17 protein-coding genes are annotated in these 16706 nt (G+C 72.1%); 9 read left to right on the top strand and 8 right to left on the bottom strand.

Annotated features, from left to right (window positions below; genetic code table 11):
• Together ACQP2P_RS11195 and ACQP2P_RS11190 are read right to left on the bottom strand one after the other, a co-directional pair.
• Complete coding sequence (locus ACQP2P_RS11195; RefSeq protein ID WP_433615310.1) at nt 1–441, bottom strand: pilin; 441 nt, start codon at nt 439–441, stop codon at nt 1–3.
• A gap of 287 nt (nt 442–728) precedes the next feature.
• The gene (locus tag ACQP2P_RS11190; protein ID WP_433615308.1) at nt 729–1559 is read right to left on the bottom strand and encodes a hypothetical protein; all 831 of its coding nucleotides are present in this window, start codon (nt 1557–1559) and stop codon (nt 729–731) included.
• Nucleotides 1560–2238: 679 nt separating this feature from the next.
• Between ACQP2P_RS11190 and ACQP2P_RS11185 the strand changes: the two genes are divergently transcribed.
• The 5 genes from ACQP2P_RS11185 to ACQP2P_RS11165 all read left to right on the top strand — a co-directional run bounded on the left by ACQP2P_RS11185 (nt 2239) and on the right by ACQP2P_RS11165 (nt 6122).
• Entirely contained in the window at nt 2239–2979 is a 741-nt protein-coding gene (locus ACQP2P_RS11185; protein ID WP_433615307.1) for a hypothetical protein, read from the top strand.
• A complete protein-coding gene (locus ACQP2P_RS11180; RefSeq protein WP_433615305.1) occupies nt 2972–4312 on the top strand; it encodes a DNA methyltransferase in 1341 nt (446 codons plus the stop codon). The genes ACQP2P_RS11185 and ACQP2P_RS11180 overlap by 8 nt, the downstream gene beginning before the upstream one ends.
• Nucleotides 4309–4518, top strand: coding sequence for a helix-turn-helix transcriptional regulator (locus ACQP2P_RS11175; RefSeq protein WP_433615304.1), 210 nt, complete (start codon nt 4309–4311; stop codon nt 4516–4518). Before ACQP2P_RS11180 ends, ACQP2P_RS11175 begins: the two co-directional genes overlap by 4 nt.
• 3 nt (nt 4519–4521) lie before the next feature.
• A complete protein-coding gene (locus ACQP2P_RS11170) occupies nt 4522–5709 on the top strand; it encodes a tyrosine-type recombinase/integrase (protein WP_433615302.1) in 1188 nt (395 codons plus the stop codon).
• Nucleotides 5710–5903: 194 nt separating this feature from the next.
• Nucleotides 5904–6122, top strand: coding sequence for a hypothetical protein (locus tag ACQP2P_RS11165; RefSeq protein WP_433615300.1), 219 nt, complete (start codon nt 5904–5906; stop codon nt 6120–6122).
• A gap of 2 nt (nt 6123–6124) precedes the next feature.
• On the opposite strand, the gene ACQP2P_RS11160 is transcribed toward ACQP2P_RS11165, so the two are convergent.
• Nucleotides 6125–7450, bottom strand: a complete 1326-nt coding sequence (locus ACQP2P_RS11160) for a bifunctional 3-(3-hydroxy-phenyl)propionate/3-hydroxycinnamic acid hydroxylase (RefSeq protein WP_433615298.1) — start codon at nt 7448–7450, stop codon at nt 6125–6127.
• A 62-nt stretch (nt 7451–7512) separates the two neighbouring features.
• On the opposite strand from ACQP2P_RS11160, the gene ACQP2P_RS11155 reads away from it, so the two are divergent.
• The 3 genes from ACQP2P_RS11155 to ACQP2P_RS11145 all read left to right on the top strand — a co-directional run bounded on the left by ACQP2P_RS11155 (nt 7513) and on the right by ACQP2P_RS11145 (nt 10749).
• On the top strand, nt 7513–8817 hold the full coding sequence (locus ACQP2P_RS11155; protein ID WP_433615296.1) for a diguanylate cyclase domain-containing protein: 1305 nt from the start codon (nt 7513–7515) through the stop codon (nt 8815–8817).
• A gap of 12 nt (nt 8818–8829) precedes the next feature.
• On the top strand, nt 8830–10143 hold the full coding sequence (locus tag ACQP2P_RS11150) for an ABC transporter substrate-binding protein (RefSeq protein ID WP_433615294.1): 1314 nt from the start codon (nt 8830–8832) through the stop codon (nt 10141–10143).
• A gap of 111 nt (nt 10144–10254) precedes the next feature.
• On the top strand, nt 10255–10749 hold the full coding sequence (locus tag ACQP2P_RS11145; RefSeq protein ID WP_433615292.1) for a DUF892 family protein: 495 nt from the start codon (nt 10255–10257) through the stop codon (nt 10747–10749).
• Here the strand turns inward: ACQP2P_RS11145 and ACQP2P_RS11140 are convergent.
• From ACQP2P_RS11140 to ACQP2P_RS11125, 4 genes are read right to left on the bottom strand one after another with little or no spacing between them, the layout of a single operon-like run.
• Nucleotides 10746–11519, bottom strand: coding sequence for a putative protein N(5)-glutamine methyltransferase (locus tag ACQP2P_RS11140; RefSeq protein WP_433615291.1), 774 nt, complete (start codon nt 11517–11519; stop codon nt 10746–10748). The genes ACQP2P_RS11145 and ACQP2P_RS11140 overlap by 4 nt on opposite strands.
• Nucleotides 11516–12157 carry a response regulator transcription factor gene (locus tag ACQP2P_RS11135; RefSeq protein WP_350618483.1) on the bottom strand — a complete coding sequence of 214 codons (642 nt, stop codon included), beginning with the start codon at nt 12155–12157 and terminating at the stop codon, nt 11516–11518. The genes ACQP2P_RS11140 and ACQP2P_RS11135 overlap by 4 nt, the downstream gene beginning before the upstream one ends.
• Complete coding sequence (locus tag ACQP2P_RS11130; RefSeq protein WP_433615290.1) at nt 12109–13398, bottom strand: sensor histidine kinase; 1290 nt, start codon at nt 13396–13398, stop codon at nt 12109–12111. Before ACQP2P_RS11130 ends, ACQP2P_RS11135 begins: the two co-directional genes overlap by 49 nt.
• Before the next feature lie 49 nt (nt 13399–13447).
• Entirely contained in the window at nt 13448–14059 is a 612-nt protein-coding gene (locus tag ACQP2P_RS11125) for a pyridoxamine 5'-phosphate oxidase family protein (RefSeq protein WP_433615288.1), read from the bottom strand.
• Between the two features lie 78 nt (nt 14060–14137).
• Here ACQP2P_RS11125 and ACQP2P_RS11120 point away from each other — a divergent pair, with 78 nt between their 5' ends.
• Nucleotides 14138–15478 carry an aspartate aminotransferase family protein gene (locus ACQP2P_RS11120; protein WP_433615286.1) on the top strand — a complete coding sequence of 447 codons (1341 nt, stop codon included), beginning with the start codon at nt 14138–14140 and terminating at the stop codon, nt 15476–15478.
• A gap of 91 nt (nt 15479–15569) precedes the next feature.
• Here ACQP2P_RS11120 and ACQP2P_RS11115 read toward each other — a convergent pair whose 3' ends face one another.
• Nucleotides 15570–16703 carry an ABC transporter substrate-binding protein gene (locus ACQP2P_RS11115; protein ID WP_433615284.1) on the bottom strand — a complete coding sequence of 378 codons (1134 nt, stop codon included), beginning with the start codon at nt 16701–16703 and terminating at the stop codon, nt 15570–15572.
• Between the last annotated feature and the right edge of the window lie 3 nt (nt 16704–16706).

Below are 16706 nucleotides of genomic sequence, written 5' to 3'. Positions count from 1 at the left end.
CTAGGCCACCCACTGCCCGACGATGGTCACGAACAGCGGCGCCAGCAAGGCGAGTGCGTAGCCGATCGCGGCGGACTTCATGGCGAGCTTGCCCTTTTCGGTCTCGCCGGGGTCACCGTTCGCGGCCAGGTAGCGCAGGCCGCCGATGGTGAGGAACAGCGTGGCGACGGCCACGAGGATGCCGACCAGCCACAGCCGGATGTTGTTGACAACCGCCTGGATCGAGTCGGCCGCCATGATGACCGGCGCTCCGGCGGCGGCGGCGATCGCGGTGTCGCCGATGACCGTGGCGAAGGCCAGGACTCCGGCCAGGACGATCAGGATCGGCACGACGCGGGTGGCCTGGTAGAGCACCCAGTTCGAGGGGTGGATGCGGGGCCGGCGCTGGCGCCGAGACGGCTTGCGCCGCAACGGGCGCATGGCGTTGAGCTGGTTGTTCATGGGATTGGGCACCTCCGGGCGCTGGCCGCAGGCCGGGCCCCGGGCATGGCGGGGCTCGACGGCGGCGCGTGGGTGGCAGAGGCGGGAGTGAACGATCCACACGGGTGACCTGAAGTTCCGACCGGCGCGGGGCCGTCCTCCTCACAGAGGTCAGATGGGGCCGGGCGAACGGGGTTGTCAGCGCCGTCAGCGGGGGCCGGTCGGGAGGTCACCTACGCGGGAAGTCCCGCACTAAGGGAATACAAATTCGAGGGCTGTTTTGGAAAAGGCCAGGTCAGCAAGGTGCTTCAGCGGTCGCCGGACGTCGGCTCCAGCGCGGTGCGCAGGGTCGCCTCGGCGATGACATCGGCGGTCGGGTCGCTGAGGATGCCGGCCCGGATCGCCGCGACGAGCCGCTGCACGGCGGCGGTGCGCCGCTTGTAGACGCGCCAGTGGGGCAGGCCGCTTCGCTGGGCGTAGGCCGTGACGCTGACGTCCTCGAGGTAGGTCGCGCCGATCAGGTCCGCGTCCGCGGTGGTGAGCACGCCGAGGCGCACGGCGCGGGCGAGGACCAGGTCGGGGTGGCCGTACGGGGCGGGCAGCAGCGCTGAGCCGGGCGCGAAGTTGCCTTCCCCGGACGCGGCCGGTTCCTGCTCGCGCAGCGCCGCGCGGGCGCCGGAGAATGCGGCGTTGAGCAGGGCGTTCACGATGCCTGGCTGGTCGATGTCGACCTTGTGCAACGCCTTGAGGAACGCCTCGACCAACGCGGCGTGCAGATCCCCGCTGGACAGCTTCGCCAGCAGGTGCGCCCGGTGCCGCAGACCCGGCAGGGCCACCCCGACCGCGCCGACGATCCACCGCTCGGCGCCGGTGCGGGCCTGGGCGACGAGGAACCGCCAGACGGCATCCTGAGCTGCGGCGCCGCAGGACGGGTGCATGAGGATCGCCGACAGCTCCGGCAGCGCGATCCGCCGTTGCGGCAGGCCGTGGCCGAGATGGCGCCCGTCGACCGCCTGCGGCTGCGGCCCTTCCGCGGCCAGCCGGAACCGGTACTCGATCGCGTCCAGCAGCGGCGCGCCGGGCCGGGCGCCGGGGTGCTCGGCGAGCTGGCCGGCGGCCAGGCGAGTGTTCGCAGACATGGAGGAACTCCCTGAAGGTGAGGTGGGATGCCGACCCGGCCACCGGAGGCCGGTTGGCGGTGCGACACCCACGCCACCAGGGCGTTTGAACACATCATGAACACTGACGATCTTGTTTCAGATGGAACGCGACCGGCTCGGCCGAGTCCGCGGTAACGACCTTCGATGCGGCCAGCCGGGCGCTGGAAGGTCTCGCTCAGGACGTGTGCAACGTCGTGGCTGCCCGTTCAACCCGGCCGCCGCCGGGCGGTCACCTCGCCCTGGCCGCCCTCCAACCACACATCTGGTGCCCGACGCAAAAGGCCCGCGCCGAGTGGCGCGGGCCGAAGGTGTTCATGGCGTTCACGGCGGCGAGTACCGGGCGGTGATCTTGTTTATGGAGCGGCGCGAGGCGAGATGACCTTGTTCATGCCCACCGTCGATCTTGTTCATCGCCTACGTCTGGCGCTCGTCGCCCGGCGGTCGCTCACAACAAGTCGTCTCGACTGAAAAGTCTCCTCTGTGAATACCTCGCTCGGGGGCGTCGCCGGAGGTGTTCAACGCCTGACCTGCATGTTCAACCCAGGAACGATCTTGTTCATGGGCTCGAACACGGCGAAGGACGACCATGTTCGGGCAGCCGACTTGCGTGGCGGGCTCCAAATCGGGGGCCGAATTTGTATTCCCTTAATGTCAGCGCTTGTCGGCGGACGTGGCCACACCACCCATGCCGCAGACCGATCTGCACACTGCCGATCCCAGCCCCGAACGCCCGCGAGTCGGGCTGTTCCTCGTCCCCGCCCACCTGCGACGCGCGCCGCTGGCCGACGCTGCCTCCTGGCACGGACTCGACCCGCACCGCGTTGCCTGGCTGATCCGGCACTACACCCGCGCCGGTGACGTCGTGCTCGACCTCGATGCTCATCCCAGCGTCGCCCGCGCCGCCCGCTACCTGCACCGCCACCCGGCCATCGTCGTCGCCGACGGCGACACCCATCGGGTCCGGCTCACCGGCGTCCGAGCCCGGCCCACCCGCGTCCGGCGGCTCACCGAAGCCGGAGTGTCACTGCTGCTGGCCGGGCTGCCCCAGCCCGGCGGCGACCGGCTCGGCCTGCACGCCCTGACCGAGGCCACGCACCAGTGGCGCCGCCTGGTACGTCCGGGCGGGTTCGTCCTCACCGTCCTGGCACCCGCGCCGCCGCAGCCGGGCCGGGTCTCCCGGCGCAGCACCGTCATAGCCGCCGCCCGCGCCGCCGGGCTGCGCTACCACCAGCACCTCCCGGCGCTGCTGGTCCCGCTCCCGGCCACCGAGCCGCGCACCGACCCGGCCACCGCCGCGGACACCCGGCCCGCGCTGCTCGACGGGCGACACGCCCTCATCCACCTGGACGTCCTCGCCTTCCGCTCGACCACCACCGACCAGGAGGCCACCGATGCGTGAACCCCTACCATCCACCGACGCCTTCGCCCTGGGCACTGACCCGGCCGACGGCGGCGCGCTCGACGTCGCCCGGCTGTTCGAGCTCATCGCCAACGGCGTGCAGGGCTCGGTCCTGCTCACCGGGCAGACCCTCTCCCGGGACATGCGCCGGGGCCGGTACACGCCCGCCTCGATGGAGCACCCGGGCAAGATGCTGCCCACCATCCCGCGGTACCTCATCGCCACCTACACCGAACGAGGCGACCGGATCGCCGACCCGATGGCCGGCATCGGCACCACCATCGTCGAGGCGATGCACCTCGGCCGACACGGCATCGGCGTCGAGTACGAACACCAGTGGGCCCAGCACGCCGCCGACAACATCCGCCTCGCCACCAGCCAGGGCGCCACCGGCACCGGCGAGATCTACACCGGCGACGCCCGCCGCCTGCCCGTCTTGATCCCGCCCGACGTTCACGGCCGGATTTCGCTGGTGATCACCTCGCCGCCGTACGGGCCGTCCACCCACGGCCACGCTCGCACCCCCGGCCCGCGCCGGGGGAAGGTCCGGAAGATCAACCACCGGTACGGCAGCGACCCGGGGAACCTCGCCTACATCGCCCACACTGAGCTGGCCGAAGGGTTCACGCAGATCCTCACCGGCTGCGCCGCCATCCTCCGGCCCGGCGGCCACGTCGCGGTTACGGCGCGGCCGTACCGACGGCACGGCGAACTGATCGACATTCCCGGAATGGTTGCGGCGGCCGGGCTCGCCGCCGGTCTCACCTTGGTCGAGGAGCTCGTCGCGCTGATCGCCGGAGTCCGTGACGGTGTCCTCGTGCCCCGGGCCTCGTTCTTCCAGCAGAAGAACGTTCGCGAGGCGGTCGCCACCGGCGACCCGCAGTGGCTGATCCAGCACGAGGATCTCCTGATCTTCCAAGCGAGTGCGCACACCCGCATGGGTGCGACCCACAGCGGCAGCAATGAACCTCGCGAGCGAACTGTCGGCCGAGTGCCGTCGCTCTCGGATGGCTCGGCGGGGGCGCACAGCCAGCCCGGCGGAACTGGTCAGACGCCCATTGCGGCGGCCGAGGCCAGCCTTGACCCCTCCACGCCCGACCGCATGGATCGATGTCCGCAACCGGACCGGCCCGCAACCGCACCAGCAGCACCGGGCCGCGTCCCCCGTCCCCGGCAGCAACGCGGCCGGACGCCCGATAGGACACCTGACCCATGCCCACGCGATCCCCAACCCACCCCAACGGCGCCACGCACCCACGCGGGCACCGGCCCGGGTACCACGGACGGCCCGACCGTTCCGGGCGCCGATTCGACAGCAATGGGCCAGCCATGACCGCGCCGGACGGCGCCGACTGGCGGCCCGACCCGCTCCTCACCATCGACGACGTCGCCGCGTGGCTACGCAAGCCCAAGAACACGCTCTACGCCTGGAGCAGCAGGGGCAAGGGGCCACGGGCGATCCGTGTCGGCAACACCCTGCGGTACCGCCGCAGCGAGGTGGAACAGTGGCTCAACGACCAGACCAACCAGGGTCGGTGAGCCGTGGCCCGACCTCCGCTCCCGATCGGCACCTGGGGCGCCATCCGTACCGAAAAGCTCGGGCTGAACCGCTTCTGCGCCCGCGCCCGGTTCCGTGACTACGACGGCAAGACCCGCGACGTCGAGGCCACCGGCACCACCGGCCCCGCCGCCATTCGCGCGCTGAAGGAGAAGCTCCGCGACCGGGTCACGCCGAACGACGATGAGATCACGCGGGAAACCCGCATCGATACCCTTGCCGACCTGTGGCTCGAGCAGATGGTCGCCGAGGAGCAGGTGGTTCCGCAGACCCTGAACACGTACACGTCGAGTCTGCGTTCCAAGATCCGGCCGGCTCTGGGCGATCTGCGGATCCGCGAGGCGACGGTTGGTCGGCTCGACAAGTTCCTCCGCGAGATCGCCGCAGAGCATCCGTCGGCGGCGAAGACCGCCAAGGTCGTGCTCGGCCAGATGTTCGCACTCGCCGTACGACGCGGCGCCATCTCGACCAACCCGGTCCGGGACACCGGACGGCTGCGCACGCCGAAACGGAAGGTAGCCGCGCTGACCGACGACGACCTGCATGCGGTGCGTGCGGCCATCCGGCAGTGGCAGGCGCCCACTCCCGGCAAGTCGGGACCACGCCACACCGGCGACCTGGCCGACATCGTCGACCTCATGCTCGCGACCGGCGCGCGTATCGGCGAAGTGCTCGCGCTGCGCTGGGGCGACCTGGACCTCGGTGCCGAACGGCCCACCGTCACGATCTCCGGCACCCTGATCTACCTCAAAGGGCAGGGCATCGTGCGGCAGGAGTGGACCAAGAGCGACGCTGGCTACCGCACCCTCGTCCTGCCCAGCTTCGCCGTGGGCGTGTTGCTGACGCGTAAGGTCGCCGCCGTGGACAGCTCGATTGACGCGGTCTTCGCCACCCGCCGCGACACCTGGCTGGCCCCGAACAACGTTCGGCGGCAGTGGCGCCGCGCTCGCGACGAGGCCGGCCTGACGTGGGTCATTCCGCACACCTTCCGCAAGACCGTCGCCACCCTCATCGACCAGGAAGCCGACACCAAGAGCGCGGCTGCACAACTCGGGCACGGAAGCGAACAGGTGACGAACCGGCACTATGTCGCCAAACCCGCACTCGCCCCGGACGTGTCGGTGATCCTTGAGCGCCTCGGCGATCAGGGCGACACCAGCCGGGCCACGTAGCGCCGTGGCGGTCGCCCATAGTCGGGCGTCACGGGTGCCCCGGCGAACCTGACCCCTGGAACCCCATTAACGAGGGGTATTCGGGGGCAGGATTAAATCCCTGCCGAAAGACGTCAATGCCCTGAGCGGGTAAACCCCTGCTCAGGGCATTGACCGTTTGTACGCCGCGTAGGACTTGAACCTACAACCCGCAGGTGAAGAGTCTGATGCTCGGGTACACCGCGGAGGTCTACCTTCGCGTCGCCGCCGCGATCCCCTCGCTACAGGTGATCAGCCTCGGCAATGCCGCGACCCCGGTCGACCTCGCCCCGCCGGCGGGCCGGACGCTGCACGTCAACCTGACCCGCCGGCAGGAGGTGCGCGGCCTGGAGGACCTCGGGCCGGGGATCACCATCAAACGCGTGCCGGCCTGACGTCACCGGCGCAGGACCGAGTGCACGACGCCGTCGGGGCGGATGACGACCGCGCGGCCGCGCAGCCAGCGGCGCACCGGCGCGTCCGTGGCCTCGACCAGGCGATGCGTGGACGCCGGGGGCCGGCCGGTGTGCAGGACCACCCACTCGTCGTAGGCCACGGGCGCCACCGTCCCGACCAGCCGTCCGCGGCCCACGCCCGTCAGCCTGGGCGAGGTCGAGCGCAGCGCGAGGCCCTTCAGGCCCGGCACGCGCCAGATCGCGCCCAGGATCACCCGGCGCACGGCCGCCGCGCGGTCCTGGCCGCCCGTCATAGCCCAGCCGGCCACGATCGCGAGGCGGATCTGGGCGCGCACGTGCGGGACGCGCTCGCGCTCGTAGGAGTCGAGCAGGGCCTCGGCTCCCCCGGGGGTGGTCAGGTCGGCGGCGAGCTTCCAGGCCAGGTTGTACGCGTCGCGCAGGCCGGCCCCGAGGCCCTGGCCGATGAAGGGCGGGGTCTGGTGGGCCGCGTCGCCGAGCAGGAAGACGCGGCCCCGGCGCCAGGACGAGGCGATGTTGGCGCGGAAGGTGTACTCCGCCCGGCGCACGATCCGCACGGGGCGGCCCCGCAGCCAGGGGGCGAGCAGCGGGTCCAGGTCCAGGTCGGTCTCGCCGTCGAGGAGGCGGAACTCCCAGCGGTACCGCCGCGGGCCCAGCTCCATGAAGGTCGCCGCGCGGTGCGGGTCGCACACCTGGTGCACGCCGCCCCAGGCGTGCAGGTCCTCGGGGCAGACGCCGTCGACGACGAGCCAGCGTTCGGCGAAGCGCAGGTCCACCAGGTGCGCGCCGATCAGCTCGCGGACCGTGCTGCCGGCGCCGTCGCAGCCCAGCACCGCGGCGGCGGGCACGTCCACGACGGTGCCGTCGCGCTCGTAGCGCACCGACGCCGACGAGACGCCGACGACCGTGGCGCCGCCCACGAACTCGATCAGGGGCAGTCCGGCCATGCGCGCCCGCAGCAGGCGCTCCAGGTCCGGCTGGTCGAACATGTTCGCCTGCGGGTAGCCGTGCGGGCCGCCGCCGGGGGCGCGGTCGAAGGAGGCCATCACCCGGTGCCGCGCGTCGAGCAGGCGCAGGCCCAGGCCGGGGCGGCTGATGCGCAGGAAGTCCCCGGCGACGCCCACCGCGTGCAGGATGCGGACCACCTCGTCGTCGACGTGGACCGCGCGCGGCAGCGCGTACGGCTCCTCGTGACGGTCGAGCAGCAGGCTGGCGATGCCGCGCTGGGCGAGCAGGATCGCGGCGGTGACCCCGACCGGCCCCGCGCCCACGATGACGACCCGATCCACACGCTCAGGTTGCAACCGGAAAGTACTCCACGGCAACCGCGGGCCGGTCGATCAGTGACACCGTGCCGTCGTGGGTCCGCAATCGCAGCATCGCCACCAAGATCGTGGGGATCGCGATGCTGGTCGCCTCGATCTTCGCGGGCATCGCGGTCTACGGGCTGGTGAACCTCCGCGAGGTGGCGGCCCAGCAGGACGTGCAGTACCGCCGCGACGTCGTGGCGATGACGCAGATGGTCGCCGTGCGCTCCGCGGTCGGGCTGCAGATGGAGGCCGTGCAGTCGCACCTGCTCTCCCAGCCCGGCTTCTACCGCGACCGCTACGAGGCCGTGATCGCCGACACCGACCAGCAGATCGACACGCACCTCGCGGACCTGGCGCACAACGGCCTCACCAAGGCGGAGCTGCGCGAGCTGGAGCTGCTGAGCAAGGTCATCGGGCAGTACCGCACCGCCCGCGACACCGGCCTCGCCGCCAGCCGCCGCGGCGACCGGGACAACGCGGTCTCGATCGTCCTCGTGCGCTCCGAGTCGGTCGCGCGCACGGTGAAGACCCGCGCGGACGAGTTCCTGCGCCAACTCGTCGACGCGGTCGCCGCCGGCAACCGGCAGATCGGCGAGCGCACGGCCCGGACCAGCCGCAACGTGACCATCCTGCTCGTCGTGGGCGGGGTCGTCGCGGCCGGCGTCGCGATCCTCGCCGCGCGGCAGCTGAGCCGGCCGCTGCGCCGGGCCGTCACCGTGCTCACTGCGGTGGCCGCGGGCGATTTCCAGCAGCACCTGGACCTCGACTCCAAGGACGAGGTCGGGCAGATGAGCCGGTCGCTGAACAACACGGTCGGCGTCCTGCGCGACGCGTTCGATCAGCTCAACCACCGCGCGTACCACGACGGGCTGACCGGGCTGCCCAACCGGGTGCTGCTGCGTGAGCGCCTGGAGCAGGCCCGCCACCGGCCGGGCACCGCCCTGCTGCTCATCGACCTCGACGGGTTCAAGCAGGTCAACGACGTGCACGGGCACGCGGCCGGCGACCGTCTGCTGGTGGCGGTCGCGGACCGGCTGCGGGACCAGGTGCGCGGCGCCGACACCCCGGCCCGGCTCGGCGGCGACGAGTTCGCGGTGCTGCTCGACGGCGCCGACGATCCCGTCGCGGTGGCCCAGCGGGTGCTCGCCGCGCTGCGGGAGCCGGTCGCGTTCGGCTCGGTCCAGATCGTGCCGCGGGCCAGCGTCGGCGTCGCGCGGTGGCACGGGCACGACGACGTCGAGGCGTTCCTGCACGACGCCGACCAGGCCATGTACGCGGCCAAGGCGAGCGGCAAGGGGTGCGTGATGGTGGCGAACCCGGCCCGGGGACCGGCGCTCGCGGCTTAAGATCGACGTGCCATGCGGGTCCATGTCCTCCTTGTCGCACTGATCCTGGTGCTGGCCGGCTGCGCGAAGAGCACGCCGGCGGACCGGGCGGCGGACGCGTGCGCGCAGTACGCCGCGTACGGCAGCCACGAGGGCACGAAGGTCACGATGACCGGCCCGATCCGCAACGCCGAGGCGGACAAGCTCCTGCGCTCGTGGGACGACTTCGAGGACTGCACCGGCATCACGGTCGACTACGACGGCATCGCCGCGTTCGAGCAGGATCTCAAGGACCGGGCGGCCGCGGGGCACCCGCCGGACATCGCGCTGTTCCCGCAGCCGGGCCTCATCGCCGACATGGCCCGCGGCAAGGGGCTCAAGCCCGTCTCGGCCGACGTCAAGGCGCACGTCGAGCGCTGGTGGTCGCCGGAGTGGCAGACGTACGGCACCGTCGACGGCGAGCTCTACGCGGCCCCGCTCAACGCGAACATCAAGTCGCTCGTGTGGTACTCCCCCGGGTTCTTCGCCGAGCACGGGTACGCGATCCCGGACACGTGGGCGCAGCTGATGACGCTCACCGAGCGGATCGCGGCCGACGGGGTGACGCCGTGGTGCGCCGGCGCCGAGTCGGGCGCCGCGACCGGGTTCCCGATCACCGACTGGCTCGAGGACGTGCTCCTGCGCACGGCCGGGCCGGAGGTGTACGACCGCTGGGTCGCCCACAAGATCCCGTTCAACGACGCCCGGATCGTCGACGCGCTGGACAAGGCCGGGGCGATCCTGCGCGATCCGCGGTACGTCAACGGCGGCTACGGCGGCGTGCGGTCCATCGCGACCGTGGCCATGTCCGAGGGCGGGCTGCCGATCCTGCAGCACGCGTGCGCCCTGCACCGCCAGGCGTCCTTCTACGCCAACGAGTGGCCGGACGGCACCCGGATCGGCCCCGACGGCGACGTCTTCGCGTTCTACCTGCCCCCGCTCGACCCGGCCCGGCCCCGGCCGGTGCTGGGCGCCGGCGAGTTCGCCGGCGCCTTCACGGACCGGCCCGAGGTGCGGGCCGTCGCGTCCTACCTCTCGACACCCCAGTGGGCGGATCACCGTGCCCGGCTCGGCGGGGCGGTCAGCGCGAACCGGGCCATCGACCGCGACGCGCTGCGCTCGCCGGTCGAGAAGCTCTCCGCGCGGCTGCTCACCGACCCGGGCACGGTGTTCCGCTTCGACGCCTCCGACATGATGCCCGCGGCCGTCGGCACCGGCACCTTCTGGACCGGGATGATCGACTGGCTCGAGGGCAGGCCGACGAAGGACGTCCTCGACGCGATCGAGGCGAGCTGGCCGAAGGACTAGGTGCGGGCGCTTTCGCCGCGAACCACCCTCGGAACACCCCGCCATCGGCGCGGATGCCGCGAGCGTTGCGGGTAGGTCGGGTGGGTCCCCAATCAAGCGAGGGAGAAGCGCATGCCACTGGACAATCCGGCCGACCTGTTCCTCTACGAGCTGTCGGGCCTGTACGACGCCGAGCGCAGGAGCAACCAGTTCGTCGGCGAGATCCTCGGCCGGACCGAGCAGAGCCCGCTGGCCCAGATCCTGCGCGCCCAGCAGCAACAGGGTCAGCAGAAGATCCAGAACCTCGAGACGTGCTTCGCGATGATGGAGACCGAGCCCGAGGACGTCCCGTGCCTGACGGTGGACGGGATGCGCGCCGAGTTCCAGGCCTTCGCGGGGCAGGGCCCGTCGATGGAGGCGATGGAGATCTACACCGTCGACGCCGAGACGCGCCTGGCGCACCTGGGCGTCGCGGCCTACCACGGCCTCATCGACAAGGCGCTGCTCATGGGCGAGGTGCAGTGCGCCCAGATCCTGCGCACCAACCTGGTGCAGCAGCAGGAGAACGCGGGCACGTTCGAGCGCATCAGCCACGAGCTCGGGCAGCGCGTGGCGATGAACGTCTAGGTCAGGTCCCGCACCGCGACGACGACGCTGGTCTCGGTCCGCGCATCGGTGACCGTGCGCGGCCGGAGCCCGCCCGCGCGCAGCAGCGCGTGGGCGGTGCCCAGCTGCCCCTCGCCGGCCTCGGTGAGCAGCGCGCCGCCCGGGGCCAGCCAGCCCGCGGCCTCGGCGGCGACGCGGCGCAGCACGTCGAGGCCGTCCGCGCCGCCGTCCAGGGCCGCGCGGGCCTCGTGCACGCGGAACTCCGCGGGCAGGTAGGCGATCTCGGCGGTCGGCACGTAGGGCACGTTGGCGAGCAGGACGTCCACGCGGCCGCGCAGATCATCCGGTACCGGCGCGAAGAGATCGCCCGCGAAGACCTCGCCGCTCACGCCGGAGAGGTTGCGGCGCGCGCAGCCGACGGCCGCCGGGTCCAGGTCGGTCGCGACCAGCCGGACGCCGCGGAAGCCCCGGGCCACGACCAGGCCGAGGGCGCCGGTGCCGCAGCAGAGGTCGAGCACCGTGCCCCCGTCGCGCAGCAGCCCGCGGGCCGTGTCGGTGAGCAGCCGCGTGCGGTGCCGGGGCACGAACACGCCGTCGGTCACGGCCACCCGGACCCCGGCGAACTCGGCGAACCCGAGGACGTGCTCCAGCGGGGCCCCGGCGACCCGGCGCGCGACCATCGACTCCAGGGCCGCGGGGTCGGACCCGGCCGCGAGCAGCTGGTCGGCCTCCTCCTCGGCGAAGACGCACCCGGCGGCGCGGAGCCGGGTGATCAGCGCGACCCGGTTCATGCGTTGAGGTACGCGAGGACGGCGAGGACGCGGCGATTGTCGTCCTCGGACGGGGGCAGGCCGAGCTTGGTGAAGATGTTGGCGATGTGCTTGCCGATCGCCTTCTCGGTGACGAAGAGCCGGCCCGCGATGGCGGCGTTGGAGCGGCCCTCGGCCATGAGCCCGAGCACCTCGCGCTCCCGCGGGGTGAGCGCCCGGGTGGGGGCGCCGGCGTTGCGGGCGAGCAGCTGCGAGACGACCTCCGGGTCCATCGCGGTGCCCCCGGCCGCGACCCGCCGGACCGCCTCGACGAACTCGCCCACGGTGGCGACGCGGTCCTTGAGCAGGTACCCGACGCCGCCGCCGCGATCGGAGAGCAGCTCGCGCGCGTAGAGCTGCTCGACGTGCTGGGACAGCACCAGCACGGGCAGGCCGGGGACCTCGGCGCGGGCCGCGATCGCCGCGCGCAGGCCCTCGTCGGTGAACGTGGGCGGGAGGCGCACGTCCACGACCGCGACCTGCGGGCGGTGGCTGAGCAGGGCCGAGCGCAGGTCGGTGCCGTTGTCGACGGCCGCGACCACCTCGAAGCCGTACGCGCCGAGGAGCCTGATCAGCCCGTCGCGGAGGAGGGCGAGGTCTTCGGCGATGACAACACGCACGGCAGCTCCATCGTCAGCACGGTCGGTCCGCCCGGCGGGCTGTCGACGCGCAGCAGGCCGTCGAACGCGGCCAGCCGCCGCTCGACCCCGGCCAGCCCGGAGCCGGCCCGGGGCGCGGCGCCGCCCACGCCGTCGTCGCTGACGCTGCAGTAGAGGGCTCCCCCGAGGTACGACAACGATACCCAGGCGGCCCCGCCCCCGCTGTGCTTGGCCACATTGACGAGGGCCTCGGCGACGGCGAAGTAGACGGCGGACTCGACCGGCGCCGGGGGCCGGCCCGGCAGGTCGCCCTCGACGACGACGGGCAGCGGCAGGGTCAGGGCCAGCGCGCGCAGGCCGCCGATCAGGCCGCGCTCGGCGAGCACCGGCGGGTGGATGCCGCGCACGAGCCGGCGCAGCTCCGCCAGGGCCAGGCCGCTGGCCTCGCGGGCCTCGGCGATGAGCTGCTGGGCGGCGGCCGGGTCGTGGACGACCAGGTCCTCGGCCATGCCCAGGCTCATGCCGAGCGCGACGATGCGGGCCTGCGCGCCGTCGTGCAGGTCGCGCTCGATGCGGCGCAGCTCGGCCGCCTGCGCGTCGACGACGTCGGTGCGCGTCTGGGTCAGGGTGTCGACGCGGCGGGCGAGCACCGCCTTGCCGGTCGGGCCGAGGAGGCTGTGGTCGTACTTCGCCAGCGCCCACAGCAGCCACGGTGCCCCGTACAGCACGCCGGCCGTGATCAGGGCGCCCTGGAACGGCACCGACGCGTAGCTGATCGGGTGCAGCGGCCAGGTGACGCCGTAGCCGGTGTCGTCGCCGGAGACGACGTTGGCGATGACCGGCAGCAGCACGACGCCCTGCGCGCCGTAGAGCAGCCCCGCCAGCGCGACCGCCCCGAACGCGACCCCCAGCGGCGCCCCGCCGACGAGCCACAGCAGGTCGCGCCAGGTCGCCGGGTCGCGCACCAGCCACATCCACCGCCGCGGCGAGCCGATGAAGGCCCCGGCGGGCCGCGGGCGATACGGCGGCGGGATGTCGACCCCGCTCCACTCCCGGGCCAGCCGCCGGCGCCGGCCGGCGTAGGCGCGCACCATCATCTGGACGAGCGGGGCGAGCATGAGCCCGACGCCGGCCGCGGTGAGCACGAACGAGACCACGGTGAACACGATGAGCACGATGTGGACCGGCACCCAGACGATGCCGGCGAACGCCACCCGCGCGACGCTGAGCAGCCCCCGGCGAGCGAACGGCCACGGCTTCATGCAGGCCATTTTTCTCGCCGCGGGCGCCGGGCGCAGTGGGGCTAAGCCCCTAATACAGGCCGCGCGCGTAGTTGCTCTCGGCGTAGTAGGCCTCGAGCTCCTCGACGGTCTCCGGCGTGTCCTGGACGCTCTTGACGAGGTTGGCGTGGGTGGGCAGCGCCTCGGGGGTCCAGGTCTCGGGCTTCCACAGCTTCGAGCGCATGAACGCCTTCTGGCAGTGCAGGAAGATCGTGTCGATGTCGACCACCAGGGCCAGGATCGGCCGGTGGCCCTCGACGACGAGCTCGTCGAACCAGGGCGCGTCGGTGAGCAGCCGGGCCCGGCCGTTGATCCGCAGCGTCTCCCGGCGGCCGGGGACGAGGTAGATGAGGCCCACGTGCGGGTTGGCGAGGATGTTGTGGAAGCCGTCGGCGCGGCGGTTGCCGGGGCGCTCGGGGATGGCGATCGTGCGGTCGTCGATGACGTGCGTGAAGCCGGGCGGGTCGCCCTTCGGCGAGACGTCGCAGTTGCCCTCCGCGTCGGCGGTGCCGACCAGCACGAACGGGGAGAGCCCGAGCCAGTCGCGGTCGGCCGCGCACAGGCGGTCGCGTTCCTTGGTCACGGCCCGGGGCGTCGGCGACCCGAGCAGTTCCTCCAGTGCACTGACCGAGGTGATCTGCATGGCGTCAGGATACTGCCGGTAACAATCTGAAACAGAGCGGATATTGTCCGGGCGAACGTGTGCCATTAACGTCGGCTCATGACGGGACAACGCACCGACGCCTACCGCGACGACCGCGCACACGTCTTCCACTCCTGGTCCGCCCAGCGCCTGCTCGACCCGGTGGTGGTCGAGGGCGGGCTCGGGGCCACGTTCTGGGACGAGGCCGGCACGCGGTACCTCGACTTCTCCTCGCAGCTGGTGAACCTCAACCTCGGCCACCAGCACCCGCGCGTCGTGGCCGCGATCCAGCAGCAGGCCGCGAAGCTGTGCACGATCGCGCCCACGTTCGGCAACGCGGCGCGCAGCGAGGCCGCCCGGCTCATCGCCTCGGTCGCGCCCGGGGACCTCGGGCACGTGTTCTTCACCAACGGCGGCACCGAGGCCAACGAGCACGCGATCCGCATGGCCCGCGGCACCACCGGCCGGCACAAGATCCTCGCCGCCTACCGCTCATACCACGGCGCGACCACGGGCTCGATCACGCTCACGGGCGATCCGCGCCGCTGGGCCAACGAGCCCGCCATGCCGGGCGTGGTGCGGTTCTTCGGGCCGTACGCGTACCGCTCCCCCTTCCACGCCGAGTCCGAGGAGCAGGAGTCCGAGCGCGCCCTCGCCCACCTCGAGGAGGTCTTCACCCTCGAGGGCCCGCAGACCATCGCGGCGGTGATCCTCGAGCCCGTCGTGGGCACCAACGGCATCCTCGTGCCCCCGCCCGGCTACCTCGCCGGCGTGCGCGAGCTGTGCGACCGCCACGGCGCGCTGCTCATCGCCGACGAGGTGATGAGCGGGTTCGGCCGGTGCGGCGCGTGGTTCGCGGTCGACCGCTGGGGCGTGGTGCCCGACCTCATCACGTTCGCGAAGGGCGTCAACTCCGGCTACGTACCGCTGGGCGGCGTCATCCTCGGCCCGCGCGTCTACGAGACGTTCGCCGAGCGCCCCTTCCCCGGCGGCCTCACCTACTCCGGGCACCCCCTCGCCTGCGCCGCGGCCGTGGCCACCATCGAGGTCATGCGCGACGAGGGCATCCCCGAGCGCGTGCGCGACCTGGGCGAGCGGGTGGTCCGGCCGCGCCTGGAGAAGCTGCGCGACCGGCACCCGTGCGTCGGCGACGTGCGCGGGCTCGGCCTGTTCTGGGCGATCGAGCTCGTCCGCGACCGCGGCACGCGCGAGATGTTCGTGCCCTACAACGCGGCGGGCCCGGCCGCGAAGCCGATGGCGGACGTGGTCGCCGCGTGCAAGCGCCGCGGCGTGTGGCCCTTCACGCACTTCAACCGCGTGCACGTCGTACCACCGCTGATCATCTCCGAGGAGGAGCTGCTCCAGGGCATCGACGCGATCGACGACGCCCTGGAGACGGCGGACGAGCACCTGGCGTAGCCAGGCTCACCGCCGGGCCCTGGCGCAGGCCGCCCCGTCGAGGGGTGACCTGCGCCGGGACCAACGCGCGACGTATACAACGCGCTGCGCGTTATGCGCCGCCGGCCGTCAGGGTGACCGTCTTGGGGGCGAACGACGAGCCCATGGTGTCCACGCCGGCGGCCTTCGCGGCGTCCAGGGCCTTCTGCATATAGTCGTTGGTGTACGCCAGGCCCTCGGGCTTCTTCTTGAGCACCGTGTCGCCGGTCTGGTTCTTGGTGGTCTGCGAGATCTCCACCGTGCGCGCCCAGTCGGCCTCGTCGACCAGGCCGATGCCCTTCGACGAGGGCCAGATGAGCTTGTTGACCTCGTTCATCTGCCACAGCTGGTGGGTCTTGCCGAGCTTGGAGCCCTTGGCCACCACGAGGTCCCGGCACTCCTCCGCGTTGTCGCGGCAGAAGGCCCAGCCCTTGATCGTGGCGGTCAGGAACTTCACGGTCTGGTCCTGGTACGCCTTGTCCTTGAGCTTCTCGGTGTTGGCCCACACGGCGTCCTGCAGCATCGAGGAGCCGACGGTCTTCCAGTCGATGATCTGGAAGTCCTCGGCCTTGTAGAGCTGGCCGGTGGCCGGGTTGGTGGCCTCGAGCAGCTGCGCGTACTCGTTGTAGGACATCGCCTGGGCGACGTCGATCTCCTTCTTCAGCAGCGCCTGCATGTCGAACTGCTGCTGCACCAGGGTGACGTCCTTGCCCGGGTCGAGGCCGGCCTTGGTCATGCCGGCAAAGAGCTCGAACTCGTTGCCGAAGCCCCAGTTGCCGACCTTCTTGCCCTTGAAGTCGGCCGGGCCCTTGATGTTCGAGCTGGCGAACGCGACCTGGTAGGTGCCGGAGCGGGCGAAGATCTGCCCGACGTCGGTGATCCCGGCGCCCTGCTCGCGCGAGGCGAGGGCCTTGGGCACCCAGGCCACGGCGTAGTCGGCCTTGCCCTGCGCGAGGACGGTCTGCGGCACGATGTCGACGCCGCCCTCGAGCAGCTGCACGTCGAGGCCCTGCTCCTTGTAGAAGCCCTTGTCCACGGCGGCGATGTAGCCGGCGAACTGGGCCTGGTAGAACCACTGCAGCTGCAGCTTCACGGTGGTCATGCCGCCGCTGGTCGTGGTGGTGGGTGAGGTGGAGTCGGCCGTGCCGCAGGCGGACAGGGCAAGCCCGGCCGCGATCACGGCGCCGATGATCGGCATGCTCTTCATTGG

Origin of the sequence: Dactylosporangium sp. CA-139114 (assembly GCF_050955725.1) — a bacterium.
Classification (GTDB): Bacteria; Actinomycetota; Actinomycetes; order Mycobacteriales; family Micromonosporaceae; genus Dactylosporangium.
The sequence above is the reverse complement of the archived record's forward strand: the minus strand, read 5'-3'. Positions and strand labels throughout refer to the sequence as shown.

Coding starts and splice junctions, on each gene's coding strand:
- ACQP2P_RS11195 (WP_433615310.1), bottom strand. CDS start 441: ATGAACAACCAGCTCAACGCCATGCGCCCGTTGCGGCGCAAGCCGTCT.
- ACQP2P_RS11190 (WP_433615308.1), bottom strand. CDS start 1,559: ATGTCTGCGAACACTCGCCTGGCCGCCGGCCAGCTCGCCGAGCACCCC.
- ACQP2P_RS11180 (WP_433615305.1), top strand. CDS start 2,972: ATGCGTGAACCCCTACCATCCACCGACGCCTTCGCCCTGGGCACTGAC.
- ACQP2P_RS11175 (WP_433615304.1), top strand. CDS start 4,309: ATGACCGCGCCGGACGGCGCCGACTGGCGGCCCGACCCGCTCCTCACC.
- ACQP2P_RS11150 (WP_433615294.1), top strand. CDS start 8,830: ATGCGGGTCCATGTCCTCCTTGTCGCACTGATCCTGGTGCTGGCCGGC.
- ACQP2P_RS11145 (WP_433615292.1), top strand. CDS start 10,255: ATGCCACTGGACAATCCGGCCGACCTGTTCCTCTACGAGCTGTCGGGC.
- ACQP2P_RS11140 (WP_433615291.1), bottom strand. CDS start 11,519: ATGAACCGGGTCGCGCTGATCACCCGGCTCCGCGCCGCCGGGTGCGTC.
- ACQP2P_RS11130 (WP_433615290.1), bottom strand. CDS start 13,398: ATGAAGCCGTGGCCGTTCGCTCGCCGGGGGCTGCTCAGCGTCGCGCGG.
- ACQP2P_RS11125 (WP_433615288.1), bottom strand. CDS start 14,059: ATGCAGATCACCTCGGTCAGTGCACTGGAGGAACTGCTCGGGTCGCCG.
- ACQP2P_RS11120 (WP_433615286.1), top strand. CDS start 14,138: ATGACGGGACAACGCACCGACGCCTACCGCGACGACCGCGCACACGTC.
- ACQP2P_RS11115 (WP_433615284.1), bottom strand. CDS start 16,703: ATGAAGAGCATGCCGATCATCGGCGCCGTGATCGCGGCCGGGCTTGCC.